Here is a 20218-nt window from a genome sequence, read left to right as displayed (position 1 = left end):
CCTGAACACCCACCACCCCGGCTTTCCTGGTACGGGCGTGCCAGTGGATGCTGTGCCCGTGGCTACCGGCACCCTGGTCAGCAGTGCGCCCTCTGTGGAGCAGGGCGAGCTGATCACCTTCACGTACACGACGCCCCAGTCGTCGGTGACCCCGAAGAACTGGGTCGGGCTCTACTCCGACCCGGGCGACGGCCCCGTCGACCAGTCCTACGTCGGCCCGTCGACGCTGTGGGAGTACACCCCGCCGGCGAGCGGCACCGTTTCGTTCTCCACCGGCTCGCTCGGCCCCGGGAACTACGTCGCGTTCTACCTCGCGAACGACGGCTACGCCTGGCTCGCCGAACCCGTGCGCTTCGTCGTGCGCCCGACGCCACAGACACCACCGCCCGTGTACCAGGGCGCGTTCGGCCGCAGCGGGCGCGGGCCGGCGCAGTTCAGCAGCCCGGCCGGCCTCACCGTCGACCCGCGGGGCCAGATCTGGGTCGCCGACACCGGCAACGACCGCGTGCAGGCCTTCACCCGCGACGGCCGCCTGGTGCGGGTCCTCGCCGGCCGGTTCAAGGCGCCGCAGGCCGTGGCCGTGGACCACGCCGGCAACGTCTACGTCGCCGACACCGGCAACAACCGCGTGGTCCAGTACTCCTGGTGGGGCGGCTTCGCGCGCGAGTACGGCGCCGGGCAGCTGGACAACCCGCGTGGCGTCGCCATCGACACCGCGGGCCGGCTGCTGGTCTCGGACACCGGCCACCAGCGCGTGGCCCGCTTCGACACCCTCACCGGCAAGGCGCTCACTGACATCACCGAGAAGGTCAGCTCGCCGCAGGGCATCGTCAGCGACGGCGCCGGCGGCGCGTGGATCGTGCAGAACGGCCGCGCCGCCAGCGGCAGCGTCGCCGTGGTGCACTACTCGGGCGACGGCAAGGCGATCGGCTCCATCGGCGGCGGCCAGAACAGCGAGTTCGGCGGTCTGTCCAACCCCGCGGGCGTCGCGCTCAACACCCAGGGCGACGCGTACGTGACCGTCCCCGACTACGGCTGGGTCGCGCAGTTCCGCACCACCGGCCCGTACCGCGCGGAGTTCGGCACCGACGGGCCCGGCGCCTTGAGCTTCCCGCTCGGCGTGGCCGTCGACGCGCAGGGCCGCATCTTCGTGGCGGACACCGGAAACGATCGTATCGTCCACTTTGGAGCGAGAGCGTGAGCGAGTTCACCCGGCGCCGGGTCCTCGGTGCCGCCGCGGCGGCCGCGGCCGCGGCCGGATCGCTCGCGCTGCCGGAGAACGTCCGCAAGGCGCTGGCCGAGCCCGCGCGCCGGAAGGGACGGCTCGAGGACATCGAGCACTTCGTGATCCTCATGCAGGAGAACCGCTCGTTCGACCACTACTTCGGCACCATGGACGGCGTCCGCGGCTTCGCCGACCCGCACGCGATGAAGCTGCCGAGCGGGAACTCCGTCTTCCAGCAGCCCTACAGCGGCCACCCCGACGGTTACCTGCTGCCGTTCCACTACAACACGCGCACGACGAGCGCGCAGGCCACGCCGGGTCTCCCGCACGACTGGACCGACCAGCACACCGCGTGGAACAACGGGAAGCTGGACCGCTGGATCGAGGCCAAGGGCGCGAAGACCATGGCCTACTACGACCGCGACGACATCCCGTTCCGCTTCGCGCTCGCCGAGGCGTTCACGGTCTGCGACCACTACCACTGCTCGGTGATCGGCCCGACGAACCCCAACCGGCTCTACCTGTGGACCGGGTGGATCGACCCGCACGGCACGGCCGGCGGACCCGCGAACACCAACTTCATGTCGTCGGACAACCCGGCGCTGTCCTGGAAGACCTACCCGGAGCGGCTCACCGAGGCCGGCGTCTCCTGGCGGATCTACCAGGAGGAGGACAACTACGACGACAACGCGCTGGCCTGGTTCCGCCAGTTCGCGGACGCGCCGAAGTCGTCGCCGCCGTACAAGAACGCGATGGTGAAGAAGTCGGCGGGCTGGTTCGAGCACGACGCCCGCAACGACAACCTGCCCGCCGTTTCGTGGCTGGTGGCGCCCTCGGCGCAGACCGAGCACCCGAACTGGATGCCCGCCGCCGGCGCGCAGTACATCGCGTCGAAGCTCGACGCGATCGCCGCCGACCCCGACGTGTGGGCCAAGACGGCGTTCATCCTCACCTACGACGAGAACGACGGGTACTTCGACCACGTCGCCCCGCCGACCCCGCCCGCCGGCACCCCGGACGAGTTCGTCGGCGGCGTGCCGATCGGCCTCGGTTTCCGCGTGCCGACCGTGGTGGTGTCGCCGTGGACGGCCGGTGGGTACGTGAGCTCGGAGACGTTCGACCACACGTCGTTGATCCGGCTGCTGGAGGCGCGGTTCGGGGTGCGGGAGCCGCACATCAGTGCCTGGCGCCGCCGGACCGTCGGTGACCTGACGTCGGCGTTCCGGTTCGATCGGCAGCCGGCGCGGTACCCGCGGGACAACCGCGCGTTGCACTACCCGGCGACGACGGCGGATCTGCTGCAGGCGCAGGTGCAGGTGCAGGTTCGGGACAACCCGGCGCCGTCGGTGCCGACCGGGCCGCAGTCGATGCCGAGCTGAGCCCGGCGCTACTGCGCTGAGCGGCCGAACTCGCCGTAGAAAGTCTCGCCCGCGAGCAGGGCTTGGTACGCGAGCGCCACGCGCCTGGCTTTGGACGGCCGAAGCCGTGGTTCCGCCGCGGCGAGGTCCAGGAACTCGAAGCCGCCGAGCTCGTCGTCGGCCGGTTCGATCGCGTGCACCTGCGCGGGGCTGAGGGTGCCGCCGTCGAAGATCAGCTGCAGGCTGTCGCGCCAGACGCCGTGGGTCGGCATCCAGTCGACGAGCAGCAGCCGCCCCAGCGCGAGGTCGAGGCCGAGCTCCTCGCGGACCTCGCGGTGGCAGGCCGCGAGCGGGGACTCGTCGTCCTCGACCATGCCGCCGGGGATCTCCAGGAACGGCTTGTACGTCGGGTCGACGAACAGCAGCCGACCCTCCCCGTCGCGCACGAGCGCGCCGGCGGCGACGTTCTTGCGGGGCAGCCGCCCGGCGATACCGGGGTTGAACTCGGCCTCCGGCTCGCCGTCGGCCTGCAGGTCGGCAGCGAAAACGGCGGGGTCGCCGCGGTGGTGGGGCTGTTCGTCGGTCACGGTGCCTCGCCGGCCAGGAGCGCGCCTCGGCCGGTGGACGCTGCTACGCGTCGATGATGCCCTAGCCCGCCGCGGTCAGTTCTTCGAGATCGCGGCGACCGCGCGGACCACCGCGGTGCAGCGGTTCTCCACGTACTCGAGCCCGCCCTCCTCCGCGATGCGCTTCGCCTCGGCGGAGACGATGCCCTGCTGCAGCCACAGCGCCTTCGCACCGATGGCGACGGCGTCGGCAGCGATGCCCGGGGCCTCGGCGGCCGGGCGGAAGACGTCGACGAGGTCCACCGGCTCCGGGATGTCCTTGAGGGCCCGGTAGACCTTCTCGCCGAGCAGCTCCGTGGCCGACGGGTGCACGGGGATGATGCGGAAACCGTGCGCCTGCAGCGTGGCGGGCACCCCGTGCGCGGCCTTCGCCGGGTCGCGGCTCAGGCCGACCACCGCGATCGTCGTGGCGTTCGCGAGGATTTCTTCAGGTTGCATGATGGGGGAACGTTGTTGGCGAACAAGGGATTCCGCGTCAGCCGATCTTCGAGCCGTACATCTCACCCAGGTCGTCGGCGATGAGCTCGATGCGCGCGCCGTCCGGGTCGGTGAGGTAGATGGACGTGCCGCTCTCTTCGAGGTACTTCACGCCGGCCTTGTCGAGACGGGTGCGCGCGGCGGCCCAGTTCTCCGGCGTCAGCGACAGCGCGAGGTGGTGCAGGCCGCCGAGGACCTCCGCGTACGGGCCGAGGTCGAGGCCCGGCAGGTCGAAGAACGCGACCGCGTTGCCGTTGCCGACGTCGAAGAAGAAGTGGCTGGAACCCGGGTAGTCCCGGTTCTCGATCAGTTCGGTGAGCGGGAAGCCGAGCACGTCCTGGTAGAACCTGATCGTCCGCTCGACGTCGCTGGAGAGCAGGGCGGTGTGGTGGATGCCGCGGCCCGCGGTCGTGGGCCGGACGGCGGCCGGGTGGAGGTGCTTGTCCCGCAGCTGGTCACGGGCTTCGGCGAGCTTCGCGACTTCGGTCTCGGTGGGTGCCATCTCCGGTCACGTCCTCTCAGGGGGTTGGTGCTTCAAAAGCTACTCCTCATATGTCTCGCGCGCAAGAAGTTTCTCCGCGAGAGATTGCGTCGTGCCGTCCAGCGGAACGAACGCCTTGGCCGGGGCCGGCTCGTCCGGGAGAGTCCGTCGGCGTGGAGCACCTGCACGAAGTCGTCGACAGCCTGGCCCGGGCCCACGAACGGCGGGAGCCCGTCGAGCCGTTCGCGGGTGGCACGGCCGAGGACGCCTACCAGGTCCAGCTCGAACTCGTGCGGCGCTGGGTCGAGGCCGGCGACGTCGTGCGCGGCCACAAGGTGGGGCTCGCGTCGGCCGCGATGCAGCGGCAGATGGGCGTGGACCAGCCCGACGACGGCCAGCTCACCGCGTCGATGTTCCACCTCGAACACCAGCCCATCCCGGCAGGCTTGTTCCTGCAGCCCCGGATCGAGCCGGAGATCGCGTTCGTGCTCGGCGCGCCCCTGCGCGGACCGGGCGTGACGGTGGCCGACGCCGTGCGCGCTGTCGACTTCGTGCTGCCGGCGCTGGAGATCGTCGACTCGCGCATCCGCGACTGGCGCATCTCGCTGTTCGACACGATCGCCGACAACGCGTCTTCCGGTGGTGTCCTGCTCGGCAGCCGCCCGACCGCCCTGGGTGACGTGGACCTGCGGCTCACCGGCTGCACCCTGCACCTGAACGGCACGCTCGCCGCGACCGGCGCCGGCGGGGCCGTGCTGGGCTCGCCGGTGAACGCGCTGGTGTGGCTGGCCAACACCGTCGGCCCCCTCGGCGTGACGCTGGAGCCGGGCCACGTGGTGCTGCCGGGGTCCATGACCCGCGCGTTTCCGGTGGCGCCGGGCGACACGGTCGTCGCGACGATGGCGGGGCTGGGCAGCGTGACCGCGGTGTTCGCGGCGGAGGAGGACCCGTGTTCGTGACGGACGAGATGCTCACGGCTCCCGTCGCCGCCGGGATGCGGGCGCGGCCGGTGCTGGTTTTCCGCCTGCGTCGGGGCTTGGCAGGGCCAGGCGTGGTTGCGCTTGAGGCTGTTTCGCGCGTGTACGGCGGTATCGCGCTGCTTGAGGACGATGTCCTGGTGGCCGTCCGGCTCGGTCCGGTGGGGGTTTCGCCCGAGGGGATCGACCTCACGATGGAAGCGGTGCTGCTCGAAGTCGACGGGCAGATCGTCGACACGGCCACGGGCGCGGCGGTGGGATATCAGGCGATCGAGGGCGTTGCCGCCGAGGAGGGCCTTCTCGTGGCGACGGAAGGCTTGACCGGGCCCGTCGCCGTGGGTTCCCGCGTGGCGGCGCACTTCACGCACCTCGGTGTCGTCACGCTTTAGCGGCCACCCGCGCGATGCCGTCGAGCACCCGGGACCAGATGGGTTCCGGCAGGTCGTGGCCCATGCCCGGGACGACGTCGAGGTCGGCGCGCAGGGCGCGGGCCGTGGCGCGGCCGCCGGAGACGTGGACGAGCGGGTCGCGCGCGCCGTGGACGACGAGCGACGGAAGCGTGAGGCGGCGCAGGGCGGCGGTGCGGTCGCGGGTCGAGAGGATCGCGGCGAGCTGGCGCGCGGCGCCGCCCGGGTTGACGCCGCGGTCGAAGGTGCGTTCGGCGCGTTCGCGCATGCGCTGCTCGTCGAAGGGGTAGCCGGGGGAGCCGATGAGACGGAAGGTCTTGACCAGCAGCTCGACGTACTCCGCCCGGCTGCGCGGCTGCGGCGCCAGCATCGACGCGGCCGCGCGCGGGCTCGGGTGGCCGATCAGGCGGCTGCCGGTGGTGGACATGATCGACGTCAGCGACCGGACGCGGCCCGGGTGCCGGATGGCGAGCGTCTGCGCGATCATGCCGCCCATCGACGCGCCGACGACGTGGGCGCGCTCGATGCCGAGGGCGTCGAGCAGGCCGGCCGTGTCGTCGGCCATGTCGGCCACCGAGTACGGCGCCGCGCGCAGCAGGTAGGCCCGCACGACGTCGGCGCGCCCGGACATGCGCTGCGAGCGCCCGGCGTCGCGGTTGTCGAAGCGCACCACGCGAAACCCGCGCGCGGCGAGCTGCTCGCAGAAATCGTCGTCCCACCAGGTCATCGGCGCGGCGAGGCCCATGATCAGCACCAGCGGCGGTGCCGTCGCGGCGCCGAACTCCTCGTGGCAGAGGGTGATGCCGTTGGCCTGGGTGGTCGACTCGGTCATGGTCTCTTCTTACCAATCCGACCGGAAGTAGGCGGGCACCCGACCGCACGTCGCCGCGCCTGGCAACCATTCCCGCCGTGACTGCGGTCGGGTTGGTAAGCAACGGCACCGTTCAGTGCGAGCGCGTGTACCGGGCGCGCAGGAACGGGCCGAAATCCGCGGCGTCGCCCATCTTCACGTCGATCTCGTGGGTGAGGACGTCGTTGTCCGGGGTCAGCCGGTGCCGCGCTACGCCACGCGGGGTGCGCTTTTCGAGGTGCAGGGTCCCCTCGCGCCACTCGCCGCGCCCGGGCTCGCCGGGCGGGAAGCCGTAGCTGTCGAAGCCGTACCAGAGCGTCTCCTGGGTGGCCGGGTCGACGGTGAAAACGTTGTGGCCCAGGAAGGTGCTGCCGTCCTCGCGCGTCTGGACGTACTCCTGCACCACCGCGAACCCGTCCAGCGCGCCTCGGTAGGTGGCGGTCGCCTTCGCGGTGGCCGCCGGCGCCCAGGCCGAGGCCGCGAGCTCCTCCACCCCGGCCCAGTCCCCGATCAGAGCCTTGAGCTCCTCGTGCGCTGGGGTGATTTCGGGCATCTCCATGACTTCTCCCTTCGACAGGTACCTGTCAATATGGCACGCTAGCACGATGACCCGCCGCGCCGAGCGCCTCACCCAGCTCGTCAACGACGTCTTCCTCACCAACGGCACCCTCCTTGCGACGGGCGACGCCCTCACCGCGCCGGCCGGCCTCACCGCCGCCCAGTGGCTGGTCCTGGGCTTCATCGAAGACGGCCCCACCACGGCCGCCGACCTGGCCCGCCGCCGCGGCCTACGTCGCCAGAGCGTCCAGGAGACGGTGAACCGCCTGCTGCGCAACGGAATGCTCACGCGCGCCCCGAACCCCGCCGATGCGCGTGCGCCGCTTCTGGAGTTGACGCCGGTGGCTCGGTCGGCCCTCCGCGACCTCGGCGCCCGCCAGGCCCGATGGGCGGACGATGTGGCTTCGGGGCTGTCACCCGAGGACGTGGAGGTGACGCTTCGGACGCTCGCGGCGTTGCGGGCCCGCCTCACCGAGCCGACGTGACCCGCCTGACCGTGCCACCGCCCTTCGCCACGGCAACGGCCGCCCGCGAGGGCGACGCGGGCAGGCGCTGGGTGAAGTCGCTGCCGGACTTGGCGGCGGAGTTCCTGGAGCGCTGGTCGTGCCCCGTGTCGGGGCCGGTGTTGCACGGCTTTGTCGGCCTGGTGGTCCCCGCCGTCCGCGCGGATGGCACCGAGGTCGCGCTCAAGCTGGGGTTCCCGTCACCGGTGAACACCGCCGAGCCAGTGGCACTGGCCGCGTGGCAGGGCAACGGCGCGGCTCGCCTCCTGGAACGCGACGACAGCCGATTCGCGATGCTGCTCGAACGGCTGCAGCCCCTGGCAAAGCCGGACCCGGCCCCGTTCACCACGGTCGGCCGCCTCGCCCGGCGGTTGGCCATCCCCGCGCCGCCCGGCCTGCCGTCGTTGGCGGACAAAGCGCTCGGCTGGAACTTGCCCGGGCACGCCAAGCGGCTCGGATCTCCGTTGCCGGCACGAATCATCGACGCCGCGGTGGCCGGCGTCCGCGACCTCGCGGCCGAGCGCCAGACGACGCTGCTCCACGGTGACCTGCACTTCGGCAACATCATGCGCAGCCACGACGAACCGCGGGTCATCGATCCCGACGGGCTGGCCGGCGACCCGGCGTTCGAGCTGCTCCCCGTATTACGCGGCGACTGGCCCGCGGTCACGGCGGAAGTCAGCTTGCGCCAGGCCGTAAACCGGCGGATCGCGGAGTTCGCCGCGGCAGCCGAGGTCGACCGTGAACGGGTGCGCCGTTGGACGCAGGCCCGCGCGGCCGAGTCGGCGCTGTGGTCAAGGCACCTGCGCGAACCGGCCGCCGTCACCGCCGTCGTCGACACCGTGGCCGCCCTGCTCGTCTAAACCAGTTGACCTCCCCCGCAGCAACCAGGTTGAGTACCGCCCAGCACCCTCACCACACAGGACAGGAGGTGGACGCCATGTTCGGCTACTCGATCGCGCGTTCCCACCTCCGGCTGAGGGTGCCGAGGGCCTGACGGGAGCGCGGAACTCCCGGAAGGAAACACATGACCGACCTGGTCGTGCGCCCGCTCGTCGCGGGTGAGGAGCGTCTGTTCACCGACCTGCCCGCCACCCAGGGCATCGGCAGTGCCCTGCTCGGGCGGGACTACGAAAAAATGGCGAAACGCCGCGAATACCGTCCCGAGTGGACCTGGGTCGCGACGCGAAACGGCGAGCCCGTGGCCCGCGCGGCCTGGTGGGCGAGCGAAAAAGACGAAGCACCCCTGGCCCTCGACTGGTTCGATTTCACCGACCTCGAAGCCGGCATCGAAGTCCTCCGCCGAGCGCCGTTCCGCACCGAGTACTCCCTCACCGTCCCGCCGGGCTGGCGCGAAGACCCGGCCGTAAAACCCGAGGTCGAAAACCGCGTCCAAGCCGCCACTGCCGCCGGGATGGAGGTGCTCGTCGAGCGGTACCGCTACACCTGGACCACCGCGAACGGGCTCCCCGGGAAACCCGGCCGCCTCGAGTTCCGCGCGGAACCCGACGACGACAAGCTCCTCGAGGTCTTCCGACGCGTCCACCAGGGCAGCCTCGACGCGCACGTCCGCCGCACCACCGCGCAGCACGGGCTCGACGCGGCGGCGCGAGAGGACCTCGACCTCCTTCGCTGGCTCCCCAGCCCGCGCGGCTGGTGGCGGCTCGCGTACACCCGAGAAGGCGACCTCGTCGGCCTCACCATCCCCGCGCGGAACCCGAGCGCGCCGATCGTCGCGTACGTCGGTGTGGTGCCGGAGCACCGTGGGCACGGATACGCCTACGACCTGCTCGTCGAGGCCACCCACGAGCTCGTCGGGTACGGCGCCGACAAGATCGTCGCCGCCACGGACGTCACGAACGGACCCATGGCGGCGGCTTTCGCGAAAGCCGGTTATCCCGTGAGCTACCACCGCATCGACCTGGTGTGAGTGCCGACCAGGCGTTACTCTCTCGCTAGAGCGATCTATCAAATCGCACAAGGGGGCGAACGACGATGCCGGAGAAAGGTCTTGCCGCACTCCGCGTGATCCTGGCGTTCACGCTGCTCACGACCACCTTCCACTACGCGCACAACGTCATCCGCGCGCAGGACTACCCGCAGATACCGGGGATCCCCGTGCTCGCGGCGCAGATCGTGGTCGCGTTCGGGTGGGTGTTGTTCACGGCGTTCGGGTTGGCCGGCTATCGGCTCTACGTGAAGGGCCGGTACTGGCGGGCGCTGGGATTCCTGCTGGTCTGCTCCTTGGGTGGCCTGGTCAGCGCGGGCCACTTCCTGGTGGGCGTGCCGCAGATCCCGGCGTTCTGGTTCGCGACGATCTTCACCGACACGGCGGCCGCGATAGCGTTGTGGCTCTTCGTGTCCTGGGCGGCGTCGCGGCTCAACCGGGTGAGTGTCGGAGATCAAGCGTCTACACAACATTGACGCTAGTCACTAATATGTAGACAATCAGGGAGTGACCACCACGACTGTGACGTTCGAGCGCCATCCGGACACCTACCGGCACTGGAAGCTCAGCGTCGACGGCGAGGTCGCCTGGCTCGAGATGGACGTCGACGAGCAAGGCGGCCTCGTACCCGGCTACGAGCTGAAGCTGAACTCCTACGACCTCGGCGTGGACATCGAGTTCTACGACGCCACGCAGCGCCTGCGGTTCGAGCACCCCGAGGTCAAGGCCGTGATCGTGACGAGCGCCAAGGACAAGGTGTTCTGCGCGGGCGCCAACATCCGGATGCTCGCGTCGTCGCCGCACGAGTGGAAGGTGAACTTCTGCAAGTTCACCAACGAAACCCGCAACGGCATCGAGGACGCCACCGAGTTCTCCGGTCAGCGGTACGTCGCGGCGGTCAACGGGAGCTGCGCGGGTGGCGGCTACGAGATCGCGCTCGCGTGCGAGAAGATCCTGCTCGTGGACGACAACTCGTCGACGGTCGCGCTGCCCGAGGTGCCGCTGCTCGGCGTGCTGCCCGGCACCGGCGGCCTCACGCGCGTGGTCGACAAGCGCCGGGTGCGCCGCGACCTCGCCGACGTGTTCGCCACGCGCTCGGACGGCGTGAAGGGCAAGACGGCCGTCGACTGGCGGCTGGTCGACGAGCTCGTGCCCCGCGTGGGGTTCCGCGAGTCCGTACTGGCGCGGGCGCAGGAGCTGGCCGCCGAGTCCGAGCGCCTGCCGGGCGAGAAGGGCGTGCCGCTCACGCCGTTGGATCCCGAGGTCACCGACGACGGCATCAAGTACCGCTTTGTCGACATCACCTACGACCGTCCCGCCTCGCTCGCGACGATCACCGTCCGCGGCCCCGAGGGCGAACCCGGTGACTTGCACGCCGAGGGCGCCGACGGCTGGCTGCTGCGCCTCACCCGCGAGCTCGACGACGCGATCCTCCGCTTGCGCGCCAACGAAACCGAGCTCGGCACGTGGGTCCTGCGCACCGAAGGCGACCCGGCGAAGGTCCTCGCCCACGAGCAGCAGGTGCTCGGTGCGAAAGACTGGCTGAGCAACGAAATCCTGCACTACTACAAGCGCACGCTGAAGCGCCTCGACGTCACCAGCCGCACGCTCGTCGCGCTCATCGAACCGGGCAGCTGCTTCGCCGGGGTGCTGCTGGAGCTCGCGCTCGCCGCCGACCGTCAGTACATCCTGGACGGTCCGCCGATCGACGACGAGGATTCCGAAGAACGCGCGTCGATCACCTTGTCGGAAGCCAACTTCGGCCCGTTCCCCATGGGCAACGGACTGACCCGCCTGCAGTCGCGCTTCTACGGCGACGACGACCACCTCTCCTGGCTGGTCCGCGAGCGCGACCACGCGCTGACGCCGGCCGAGACCGTGGAGCTGGGCCTGGTCACCGACGCGCCGGACGATCTCGACTGGGAGGACGAGATCCGCATCGCGCTGGAGGGCCGCGCCTCGCTGAGCCCCGACGCGCTCACCGGGATGGAGGCGAACCACCGGTTCGTCGGCCCGGAAACGATCGAAACGAAGATCTTCGGCCGCCTCACCGCGTGGCAGAACTGGATCTTCACCCGACCTAACGCTTCTGGTCCGGAAGGCGCGCTGCGCCGCTACGGTACGGGCCAGAAGGCGATCTTCGACAGGAAGCGGGTCTGAAGCGATGCCCGAGCGGATCGACTACGACGCCAAGATCCCCAACAACGTCAACCTCGCCGACGACCGGAGGCTGCAGCGCGCGCTGGAGGGCTGGCAGCCGAAGTTCATGAACTGGTGGGGCGAGATGGGCCCCACCCTGCAGACGCACGGCGTCTACCTGCGCACAGCCGTGAGCGTCGGGCGTGAGGGCTGGGCGCACTTCGACCACGTGAACGTGCCCGACTACCGCTGGGGCATCTTCCTCGCCGAGCGCGACCCCGACCGGCGCATCGCCTTCGGGGAGCACGCCGGAGAGCCGGTGTGGCAGCAGGTGCCCGGTGAGTACCGCGCCGACCTGCAGCGCCTGATCGTGATCCAGGGCGACACGGAGCCGGCGTCGGTCGAGCAGCAGCGGCTGCTGGGCCTGACCGCGCCGAGCCTGTACGACCTGCGCAACCTGTTCCAGGTCAACGTCGAAGAGGGCCGGCACCTGTGGGCGATGGTGTACCTGCTGCACGCGTACTTCGGCCGTGAAGGCCGGGACGAGGCGGAAGGCCTGCTGCTGCGCAACTCCGGCAGCCCCGACGCGCCGCGCATCCTCGGCGCGTTCAACGAGGAAACGGCCGACTGGCTGGCCTTCTTCATGTTCACCTACTTCACCGACCGCGACGGGAAGTACCAGCTCGGGACGTTGAAGGAGTCCTCCTTCGACCCGCTGTCGCGCACGTGCGAGTTCATGCTGAAGGAAGAGGCGCACCACATGTTCGTCGGCACCACGGGTGTCGACCGTGTGGTCCAGCGCTCGGCCGACCTCATCCGGGAGCACGACACGCTCGACATCGCCTCGCACGGCGGCATCCCGCTCGACATCATCCAGCGGTACCTGAACTTCCACTACACCGTCTCGCTCGACCTGTTCGGCAGCGAGACCTCCACGAACGCCGCGAACTACTACACCGCGGGCCTCAAGGGCCGCTGGCAGGAGACGCGGCGCAAGGACGACCACAAGCTCACCGACGACAGCCGCGACCTCGACCGCCCCAATGGCGACGGCACGTGGACCTCCGACGAGCTGCAGGCCATCCTGCTGCTCAACCTCGACCTGCGCGGCGAGTACACGGCCGACTGCCAGACCGGCGTCAACCGCTGGAACAAGATCCTCGCGGACGCGGACATCGACTTCCGCTTCAAGCTCCCGCACCCTGGTTTCAACCGCGAGGTCGGCATAAACTCCGGCCACCACATCACTCCCGACGGCAACATCGTCGACGAGGCCACGTGGGAGGCGAGCCGGCACCGCTGGCTGCCGACGGCCGAGGACCTGACGTTCGTCCGCTCGCTCATGCACCCGGTGTACGAGCGCGGGAAGATCGCCAGCTGGGTCGCACCGCCGAGGCAGGGCATCAACGGCAAACCGTTCGACTACGAGTACGTGCACCTCACCTAGAGGGGGCCCCATGGGCGGGTTCAACGCAGCCGAATACCTGTTGTCCCAGGGGCGTCCCGACGCACCCGCCGTGGTTTCCGCGCGGCGGACCCTGAGCTACGCCGAGCTGACCGACGAGGCCCACCGGGTCGCGTCGGGCCTGCGTTCCCTGGGCGTGCGTCCGGAAGAGCGCGTGATGTTCTGCATGGTCGACGACGTCGAGCTGCTCACGGGCATCCTCGGCACGATGCTGGCCGGCGCCGTCGCGGTGCCGGTGTCCACGATGGTCACGGGCCTCGAGCTGGGCAAGGTCCTGGCCGACTCGCGGGCGCGCGTGCTGTGCGTGTCCGGGGAGTTCGCGGCGCAGGCCGTCGGTGCGCTGGCGGCCGCGCCCGAGGTCACCGACGTGCTGCTCGACCGCGCGGAGGCGGCGGAGTTCCCCGCGGGCGTGGCCACGCACACGTGGGCCGAACTGACCACTGTGGACGATCTGGACCTGGAACCCGCTCACACGTGGGAGGATTCGCCCGCGTTGTGGCTGTACACGTCGGGCACGACGGGCCAGCCGAAGGGCGCGATGCACCGGCACGCGAGCATCCGCGCGGTGTGCGAGACCTACGCGCACTCCATCCTGGCGACGACGCCGGCCGACCGGTTCCTGTCCGCGCCGAAGCTGTTTTTCGCCTACGGCTTGGGGAATTCGGCGTTCTTCCCGCTGGCGGCCGGCGGCACGACGCTGCTGGAACCCGCGCGGCCGACGCCGGCGTTGTTCGCCGCCCGCGCTCGCGCCGACAAGCCGACGTTGTTCTTCGGCGTTCCGACGTTCTTCGCCGGCGTGCTGGCCAGCGACGTCCCGGACGACTCGTTCGCCTCCGTGCGCTACGCCGTGTCGGCCGGGGAACCGTTGCCCGCCGCCATTTTCACGCGGTTCCGCGACCGCTTCGGCGTCGAGATCCTCGACGGGATCGGCTCCACGGAAGCGTTGCACATCTTCCTGTCCAACCGGCCGGGCTCGATCCGGCCGGGCAGCACGGGGACCGCCGTGCCGGGCTACGCCGTGGAGATCCGCGACGAGGACGGCGGGCTCATCGAGGGCCCCGGTCAGCCGGGTGAGCTGTTCGTGTCGGGCCCGTCGACGGCAATGGGCTACTGGGCGCGGTACGAGACCACGAAACGCGTGTTCCAGGGCGAATGGCTGCGCACGGGTGACAGCTACGTCCGCAATGAGGACGGCACCCTGACTTGCCTGGGCCGTTTCGGCGACATGCTGAAGGCGGGCGGGATCTGGGTGTCACCGTCCGAAGTGGAGGACCGGCTGCTGCAGCACCCGTCCGTCGCCGAGGTGGCCGTGGTGGCCGCGCCGGACGCGGACGGCCTCGACAAGCCGGTGGCGTGCGTCGTCGCGGCGTCGGGCTTCGCCGTGGACCCGGATGAGCTGATCGAGTTCTGCCGCGCGGGGTTGGCGGCGTTCAAACGGCCCCGAGGTGTGGTGGAGCTGCCGGAGCTGCCGAAGACGGCGACGGGCAAGATCCGCCGCAATGTGATCCGCGACCGGGTGCGCGAGTCGCTGCTCGTGGTTCCCGCCAAACCGTGATCGACTGGCCGGCATGATCGACGGTCGCTTCGTGGTCGATGCCCACGTCCACACCCCCCGGCTGCCCACGCTCAAGCCGGCCTGGATGGAGTGGGCCCGCGACTTCGCCGGCGCCCACCCGTGGCGCACGGTCTACGACGACGCGGGTTCCGTGATCCCCGCCGAGATGGACGAGCTGATGGACGCCGAGGGCGTCGACCGCGTGCTGCTGTTCTGCGAGTACAGCCCGCGCGCCACCGGCATCCAGCCGATCGAGGACAACCTGCCGCTGGTGGCGCACAACCCTTCGCGGTTCCGGTTGGTGGCCAACGTGAATCCCCACCTGCACCACCCGCTGCGCGACGAGGTCGCCCGCCAGCTCGACCTGGGCGCGGTCGCGCTGAAGCTCCACCCCGTCCACGGCGGTTTCTCGCCCGCGGACAAGGAGCTCTACCCCGTGTATGAGCTGTGCGCGTCCCTCGGCGTGCCCGTCGTTCTGCACTCGGGCCTCTCCGTGTTTCCCGGCTCCCGCGCGACCTTCGGCGACCCCGCCCTGCTGTCCGACGTGGTCGAAGACTTCCCCACCGTGAACTTCGTCTTCGCCCACGGCGGCCGCGGCTGGTGGTACGACACGGCGGCCTTCATGGCCCAGTCGCGCCCCAACGTCTGGCTCGACCTCGCCGGCCTGCCACCCAAGAAACTGCCGGACTACTACGCCCGCTTCGACCTGCCCCGCCTGGCCCGCAAGTGGATCTTCGGTACGGACTGGCCGGGCGTCCCGGGCACCGCCGTGAACGTCCGGTCGATCGCCGGGCTGGGCCTGCCGGAGGAAACGCTGGCCGACGTGCTGGCGGGCAACGCGCTGAGGCTGATGCCGGGGTTGAAATAGTTGCCCTCGTGCACTGGGGTGACCTGCGGATACGCGGAGTCGCCCGATTCGGCGGTCGTTCCGGTGATCGGGAGCCGGCGGGGGTGGTCACGTCGTCTGCGTTTGCGGACGAAAGGACGTGGGCATGGCCGAGGACGGGGAGTTGCGCCGGATTTCGGAGCGGGTCGTACGCGTGGTCGCCGCCGACGTCGGCCTGCGCGGCGACGCGGAGGACGCCTGCCAGGCGGCATGGGCCGACTTCCTCGGCCGGCCGCACACCGTGCACGACCCCTCGCGCCCCGGCGCCTGGCTCACCACGGTCGCCCGGCGGCACGCCATCCGCGCCGTCGTCCGGCGGGCGCGGTCCGCGCAGGTCGAGGCAGCGGCCGCCCCGGCGGGCGTCCCGCAGTCACCCGAAGCGGCCGCGCTGGACCACGACGTGGCCACCGCGCTGTGGCGCACGGTCGACACCCTGCCGGACCGCCACCGGCGCCTGGTCTGGCTGCTCGCGCACCGGCCCGACCTGTCGGTTCGCGAGGTCGCAGCCGAGCTGGGGATCTCGCCGACCAGCGTGGGCAAGGTGCGCAGCCGCTGTCTCGCGGTGCTGAGGTACCGCCTCACCGCGCAGGGCTACACCTATCCGTGAGCACGAAACCGGCATCAATCCAGGAGCTCGTGCAGACACAAAACGTTGCCTTCCGAATCCGAGAACCACGCAGCCCGCTCGTGTCCCACCTGGGCCACGTGGTCGACGGTCTTCAGGCCCTCCACGTCGACGTCCTGGAACTGCACCCCCCGCCGTTCCAGCAGGGTCATCTCCGCCGGCAGGTCGACGACCTCGAAGCTCAACGCGGTGTTCGGGCTCTGCGTCCCCTCCGGCATGAGCCGCAGGCCGATGGTGCCGGCGCCGGCGGCGAAGTACTGGGTGCCGTCTTCGCCGGTGGTGACGGGGGCGAGGCCGAGGGAGTCGGCGTAGAAGTGGGCGGCGCGGGTGGCGTCGGACACCGGGAGCATGGTGGTGATGGTCGAGTCGGTAAGCATGTCAGCAGCATGCGCCGACCAGGCAAAACGTCGGTAGGGCGCGTTTTTCAGCCGTTGGCCGAACGCAGCGTGCGCATGGCGGAGGCGAGGGCGGACGCGTCGTCGCCGAGGGGGGTCAGGACGATGCGGCGCAGGATTTCGGCACAGGCCGAGCGGGCTTTCAGGGCGACGTCCAGGCCGTGCTCGGTCAGGGAGGCGAAGGTGACGCGGCGGTCGTCCGGGCTGGGGATGCGGCAGATGAGGTCCGCGGCGACGAGACGGTCCGCCACCTTGGTGAAACCGCCGCTGGACAGCGCCGCCTCGGTGGCCAGGCGGGTCATCGGCATGCGGTGGTCGGGCGAGCGCACGAGTCTCAGCAGGATGTCGAACGACGCGGGCGCCAGGCCGAACCGATCGGCGATCTCGCCCATCAGCTTGTCCTGCGTGGCGAGGTAGCCCTCGATCACGAGGCCCCACCAGGTCACGATCTCGTCGTCGTCCGTACGCGGATCAGGTGTCACGGCGCACACGCTACCGCACAGTCTCACCGGAATATATCTTGCGCGCGAGAGGTTTTCGGGGTTAGCTTGAGACACCAGCACCCGAGGAGACCTGATGTCCATCAAAACGAACGGGTTGCACCACGTCACCGCCATCGGCGGCAACCCCCAGCGCAACGTCGACTTCTACCTCCGGACCCTGGGGCTGCGGCTGGTGAAAACCACCGTCAACTTCGACGACCCGGGCACCTACCACCTCTACTACGGCGACCAGTCCGGCAAACCGGGCTCGCTGATCACCTTCTTCCCCTGGTCCGACGCGCCCGCCGGCCGGCTGGGCACCGGCCAGGCGACGACCACGGCGTTCTCCGTGCCGGAGACCTCGCTCGGGTGGTGGCAGCAGCACCTGAAGACGCAGGGCGTGGAGACGAGCCAGATCCGCAACGCCGACAACGAGGAAACCCTCACCTTCCGCGACCCCGACGGCCTGCAGCTCGCCCTCGTCGCGCACCCGCAGGGCGACCCGCGTGACCCGTGGGACACGAAGCTCGTCCCGGCGGAGAACGCCATCCGCGGCCTGCACTCCGTCACGCTGTCGGTGTCCAAAGAGGACGCGACGGCCGGCATGTTCACCGACGGCCTCGGCCTTTCCTTCCACAGCCAGGAAGGCAACCGCTTCCGCTTCGAGGCGGGCGCAGGCGGCCCGGGCGCGCTCGTCGACGTGCTCGTGACGCCGGAGACCCCGCGTGGCCTTGTCGCCACCGGCACCGTGCACCACGTGGCCTGGCGCGCGCCCGACGAGCCGACCCAGGCGGCCTGGCGCGAGGAGCTCGTGGACAAGGGCGTCAACGTCACGTCCATTTTGGACCGGCAGTACTTCCGCTCCATCTACTTCCGCGAGCCCGGCGGCACGCTGCTCGAAGTGGCCACGGACGCACCCGGCTTCACCTACGACGAGCCGCTGCTCGAGCTCGGCCGCGCGCTGAAGCTCCCGCCGTGGCTGGAACCGCGCCGCGACGAGATCGAGCACATGCTGCCCAAGCTGAACCTTCCCAGCGAGAACAACCCGGAGCAGAAGTGAGCGCGTTCGAGCACAAGTACACCGAGGGTGAGCAGGACAAGCCCGTGCTGCTCCTGCTGCACGGCACCGGCGGCGGCCCCGACGACCTGCTCGGCCTCGCCCGCGAGCTGAGCCCCGGCTCGGCCACGCTCGCCCCGGCCGGTCCGGTGTCGGAGTTCGGTGCCGCACGGTGGTTCCGCCGGCTCGCCGAGGGCGTCTTCGACCACGAGGACGTCGTCCGGCGCGCCAATGACCTCGCCGATTTCGTCGTGGCGGCCAAGAACGAGTACGGCCTCAACGACCGCCGCCTCGTCGCCGTCGGCTTCTCCAACGGCGCCAACATCGCCGCGGCCGTCACGCTCCTGCGTCCGGAAGTTCTCACCGAAGCCGCGCTGTTCTCCGGAATGTCCCCGGTCCCGCAACCGCCGGACCACGACCTTTCGGGGACTCGCGTCTTCCTCTCCAACGGCGAGCAGGACCCGATGGCCCCCTTGGCTTCCACCGAGGAGTACGTCCGCTTGCTCAAGGAGCGCGGCGCCGACGTGACCACGCACCGCCAGCCCGGCGGGCACCAGATCACGCTCGACGGCGTCCGCGCGGCCAAGGAGTGGCTCGCTCGCTAGGGTCGAGGTCATGACTTCCGGGGCACTCGAACGTGCGACGAACCTGCTGAGCACCACGATCCTGTCCGACGGTCACAACGACCTGCCCTGGGAGCTGCGCCACCAGGGCGGGCCGGACCCGGTTTCCGCGGCCGGGTCGCTCGACCTGACCGTGCGCCAGCCGTCGCTGCACACCGATTTCCCCAAGATCGCCGACGGCAAGCTCAGCATGCAGTTCTGGTCGGTCTACGTGCCGTGCCAGCTCGCGGGCGACAGCGCCGTCACCGCCGTGCTGGAGCAGATCGAGCTCGTGCACCAGCTCGCGCAGCGCTACCCCGACCGGCTCGAGCTCGTCACCACGGCCGACGAAGCCGAAGCCGCGTTCGCCGCCGGCAAGATCGCGTCGCTGCTCGGCGCCGAAGGCGGCCACAGCATCAACGAATCCCTCGGCGTGCTGCGGATCCTGCGCCGGCTCGGCGTGCGGTACATGACGCTCACGCACAACTTCAACACCCCGTGGGCCGATTCCGGCACCGACGAACCGGCCCACGGCGGCCTCACCGACTTCGGCCGCGAGGTCGTCCGGACCATGAACGAGATCGGCATGCTCGTCGACCTCTCGCACGTCGCGCCGAGCACCATGCGCGCCGCGCTGGAGGTCAGCACCGCGCCGGTGATCTTCAGCCACTCCTCGTGCATCGCCGTGAACGACCACCCGCGCAACATCCCCGACGACGTCCTCGCGCAGCTGCCCGGCAACGGCGGCGTCGCCATGATCACCTTCGTGCCCGCCTTCATCTCCCCGGCCGTCGCCGCCTGGGACGAGCAGCTCAAGGCCGCGATGGCCGCCGCCGGCGAGGAGTTCCTCAACCTCGGGCAGCGCAAGCGCTTCGCCGAGACGTGGGACGCGCCGCCGAAGCCGAAGGCGACCGTCGCCGACGTCGTGGCGCACGTCGAGCACGCCCGCGAGGTCGCGGGCATCGACCACATCGGTCTCGGCGGCGACTACGACGGCGTCGGCACGCTCCCGGAAGGGATGGAAGACGTCTCGAAGTACCCCGTGCTGTTCGCCGCGCTGATGGACCGCGGCTGGAGCGACGAGGACTGCGCGAAGCTCGCCGGCCGCAACTCGCTGCGGGTGCTGCGTGACGTGGACAAGCACTGACCTCAAGCGCTGAAAGACCGGTACTCACCCGTTAGGGTTTCAGAACCGGCGTTCCGGTGAACGCGGGCGGACAATCAGGGCATGTCCCACGCGCGAAGTGACAACCCCACCGGGGCCACGAGCCCCGGGACCCCTCAGGTGCCGGGTGTCGAGGTGCCCGGGACCGACCCGATCACACCTCCCACGACCACGAAACGCAGGCCCACCCGGGTCAGCGGGGCCTGGATCTCGGCGGTCGTGGCCATCGTGCTGCTGGCGTTCCTGCTGGTGTTCATCCTGCAGAACCTCGACAGTGTCACGGTGCACTTCCTCGGTATGGCCGGCAACCTGCCGCTGGGTATCGCGATGCTCCTGTCCGCGCTCGGCGGCATGGTGGTCATCGGCCTGGTCGGCGGTGCCCGGATCATGCAGCTGAGGAAGCAGACCAAGCGTCAGCGGCAGAACTGATCGGGGCG

General features: G+C 70.4%; 24 protein-coding genes. 17 read left to right on the top strand and 7 right to left on the bottom strand.

Annotated elements, in window-relative coordinates; genetic code table 11:
* Positions 1 to 58: 58 nt before the first annotated feature.
* A complete protein-coding gene (locus tag ACQPXB_RS45920) occupies positions 59 to 1201 on the top strand; it encodes an NHL repeat-containing protein (RefSeq protein WP_386950609.1) in 1143 nt (380 codons plus the stop codon).
* Positions 1198 to 2604: a phosphocholine-specific phospholipase C gene (locus tag ACQPXB_RS45915; protein WP_432848276.1), complete on the top strand. Its 1407-nt coding sequence runs from the start codon at positions 1198 to 1200 to the stop codon at positions 2602 to 2604. Before ACQPXB_RS45920 ends, ACQPXB_RS45915 begins: the two co-directional genes overlap by 4 nt.
* An 8-nt stretch (positions 2605 to 2612) precedes the next feature.
* On the opposite strand, the gene ACQPXB_RS45910 is transcribed toward ACQPXB_RS45915, so the two are convergent.
* From ACQPXB_RS45910 to ACQPXB_RS45900, 3 genes are all read right to left on the bottom strand, one after another.
* Positions 2613 to 3170: an NUDIX domain-containing protein gene (locus ACQPXB_RS45910; protein ID WP_432848274.1), complete on the bottom strand. Its 558-nt coding sequence runs from the start codon at positions 3168 to 3170 to the stop codon at positions 2613 to 2615.
* 75 nt (positions 3171 to 3245) lie between these two features.
* Positions 3246 to 3647, bottom strand: a complete 402-nt coding sequence (locus tag ACQPXB_RS45905) for a CoA-binding protein (protein ID WP_386950616.1) — start codon at positions 3645 to 3647, stop codon at positions 3246 to 3248.
* A 37-nt stretch (positions 3648 to 3684) separates the two neighbouring features.
* Positions 3685 to 4188 (bottom strand): VOC family protein, encoded by a 504-nt coding sequence (locus ACQPXB_RS45900; RefSeq protein WP_366582401.1) that lies wholly within the window; start codon positions 4186 to 4188, stop codon positions 3685 to 3687.
* A gap of 182 nt (positions 4189 to 4370) precedes the next feature.
* On the opposite strand from ACQPXB_RS45900, the gene ACQPXB_RS45895 reads away from it, so the two are divergent.
* Positions 4371 to 5126, top strand: coding sequence for a 2-keto-4-pentenoate hydratase (locus tag ACQPXB_RS45895; protein WP_432857109.1), 756 nt, complete (start codon positions 4371 to 4373; stop codon positions 5124 to 5126).
* Positions 5117 to 5533 carry a hypothetical protein gene (locus ACQPXB_RS45890; protein WP_432848271.1) on the top strand — a complete coding sequence of 139 codons (417 nt, stop codon included), beginning with the start codon at positions 5117 to 5119 and terminating at the stop codon, positions 5531 to 5533. The genes ACQPXB_RS45895 and ACQPXB_RS45890 overlap by 10 nt, the downstream gene beginning before the upstream one ends.
* Here the strand turns inward: ACQPXB_RS45890 and ACQPXB_RS45885 are convergent.
* Positions 5523 to 6383 (bottom strand): alpha/beta fold hydrolase, encoded by an 861-nt coding sequence (locus ACQPXB_RS45885; RefSeq protein ID WP_366582403.1) that lies wholly within the window; start codon positions 6381 to 6383, stop codon positions 5523 to 5525. The genes ACQPXB_RS45890 and ACQPXB_RS45885 overlap by 11 nt on opposite strands.
* A 112-nt stretch (positions 6384 to 6495) precedes the next feature.
* A complete protein-coding gene (locus ACQPXB_RS45880; protein WP_432848269.1) occupies positions 6496 to 6960 on the bottom strand; it encodes a DUF1579 family protein in 465 nt (154 codons plus the stop codon).
* Positions 6961 to 7006: 46 nt separating this feature from the next.
* On the opposite strand from ACQPXB_RS45880, the gene ACQPXB_RS45875 reads away from it, so the two are divergent.
* The 9 genes from ACQPXB_RS45875 to ACQPXB_RS45835 all read left to right on the top strand — a co-directional run bounded on the left by ACQPXB_RS45875 (position 7007) and on the right by ACQPXB_RS45835 (position 16062).
* Positions 7007 to 7444, top strand: a complete 438-nt coding sequence (locus ACQPXB_RS45875) for a MarR family winged helix-turn-helix transcriptional regulator (protein WP_432848267.1) — start codon at positions 7007 to 7009, stop codon at positions 7442 to 7444.
* On the top strand, positions 7441 to 8325 hold the full coding sequence (locus tag ACQPXB_RS45870; RefSeq protein ID WP_432848265.1) for an aminoglycoside phosphotransferase family protein: 885 nt from the start codon (positions 7441 to 7443) through the stop codon (positions 8323 to 8325). The genes ACQPXB_RS45875 and ACQPXB_RS45870 overlap by 4 nt, the downstream gene beginning before the upstream one ends.
* 164 nt (positions 8326 to 8489) lie before the next feature.
* On the top strand, positions 8490 to 9392 hold the full coding sequence (locus ACQPXB_RS45865; RefSeq protein WP_432848263.1) for a GNAT family N-acetyltransferase: 903 nt from the start codon (positions 8490 to 8492) through the stop codon (positions 9390 to 9392).
* Between the two features lie 65 nt (positions 9393 to 9457).
* On the top strand, positions 9458 to 9886 hold the full coding sequence (locus ACQPXB_RS45860; RefSeq protein WP_432848262.1) for a hypothetical protein: 429 nt from the start codon (positions 9458 to 9460) through the stop codon (positions 9884 to 9886).
* Positions 9887 to 9917: 31 nt separating this feature from the next.
* Complete coding sequence (gene boxC, locus ACQPXB_RS45855; protein WP_432848260.1) at positions 9918 to 11570, top strand: 2,3-epoxybenzoyl-CoA dihydrolase; 1653 nt, start codon at positions 9918 to 9920, stop codon at positions 11568 to 11570.
* A gap of 4 nt (positions 11571 to 11574) precedes the next feature.
* On the top strand, positions 11575 to 12996 hold the full coding sequence (boxB, locus tag ACQPXB_RS45850) for a benzoyl-CoA 2,3-epoxidase subunit BoxB (RefSeq protein ID WP_366582410.1): 1422 nt from the start codon (positions 11575 to 11577) through the stop codon (positions 12994 to 12996).
* A 10-nt stretch (positions 12997 to 13006) separates the two neighbouring features.
* Positions 13007 to 14569, top strand: a complete 1563-nt coding sequence (locus ACQPXB_RS45845) for a benzoate-CoA ligase family protein (RefSeq protein ID WP_432848258.1) — start codon at positions 13007 to 13009, stop codon at positions 14567 to 14569.
* A gap of 13 nt (positions 14570 to 14582) precedes the next feature.
* On the top strand, positions 14583 to 15437 hold the full coding sequence (locus ACQPXB_RS45840) for an amidohydrolase family protein (protein WP_432848256.1): 855 nt from the start codon (positions 14583 to 14585) through the stop codon (positions 15435 to 15437).
* 124 nt (positions 15438 to 15561) lie between these two features.
* Positions 15562 to 16062, top strand: coding sequence for an RNA polymerase sigma factor (locus tag ACQPXB_RS45835; RefSeq protein WP_432848254.1), 501 nt, complete (start codon positions 15562 to 15564; stop codon positions 16060 to 16062).
* 14 nt (positions 16063 to 16076) lie between these two features.
* Here ACQPXB_RS45835 and ACQPXB_RS45830 read toward each other — a convergent pair whose 3' ends face one another.
* Both ACQPXB_RS45830 and ACQPXB_RS45825 read right to left on the bottom strand, forming a co-directional pair.
* Complete coding sequence (locus ACQPXB_RS45830) at positions 16077 to 16457, bottom strand: VOC family protein (RefSeq protein ID WP_366582414.1); 381 nt, start codon at positions 16455 to 16457, stop codon at positions 16077 to 16079.
* Between the two features lie 47 nt (positions 16458 to 16504).
* Entirely contained in the window at positions 16505 to 16957 is a 453-nt protein-coding gene (locus ACQPXB_RS45825) for a MarR family winged helix-turn-helix transcriptional regulator (RefSeq protein WP_366582415.1), read from the bottom strand.
* Between the two features lie 94 nt (positions 16958 to 17051).
* On the opposite strand from ACQPXB_RS45825, the gene ACQPXB_RS45820 reads away from it, so the two are divergent.
* The 4 genes from ACQPXB_RS45820 (at position 17052) to ACQPXB_RS45805 (ending at position 20210) form a co-directional block, all read left to right on the top strand.
* Entirely contained in the window at positions 17052 to 18017 is a 966-nt protein-coding gene (locus ACQPXB_RS45820; protein ID WP_366582416.1) for a ring-cleaving dioxygenase, read from the top strand.
* Positions 18014 to 18619, top strand: coding sequence for an alpha/beta hydrolase (locus tag ACQPXB_RS45815; RefSeq protein WP_386950653.1), 606 nt, complete (start codon positions 18014 to 18016; stop codon positions 18617 to 18619). The genes ACQPXB_RS45820 and ACQPXB_RS45815 overlap by 4 nt, the downstream gene beginning before the upstream one ends.
* Positions 18620 to 18629: 10 nt before the next feature.
* A complete protein-coding gene (locus ACQPXB_RS45810; RefSeq protein ID WP_366582418.1) occupies positions 18630 to 19763 on the top strand; it encodes a dipeptidase in 1134 nt (377 codons plus the stop codon).
* An 81-nt stretch (positions 19764 to 19844) separates the two neighbouring features.
* On the top strand, positions 19845 to 20210 hold the full coding sequence (locus tag ACQPXB_RS45805) for a LapA family protein (protein ID WP_366582419.1): 366 nt from the start codon (positions 19845 to 19847) through the stop codon (positions 20208 to 20210).
* Positions 20211 to 20218: the final 8 nt, after the last annotated feature.

Origin of the sequence: Amycolatopsis sp. CA-161197 (assembly GCF_050942255.1) — a bacterium.
Lineage (GTDB): Bacteria > Actinomycetota > Actinomycetes > Mycobacteriales > Pseudonocardiaceae > Amycolatopsis.
Note: the sequence above shows the minus strand (reverse complement) of the source record. Positions and strands in the feature narration are given on the sequence as shown.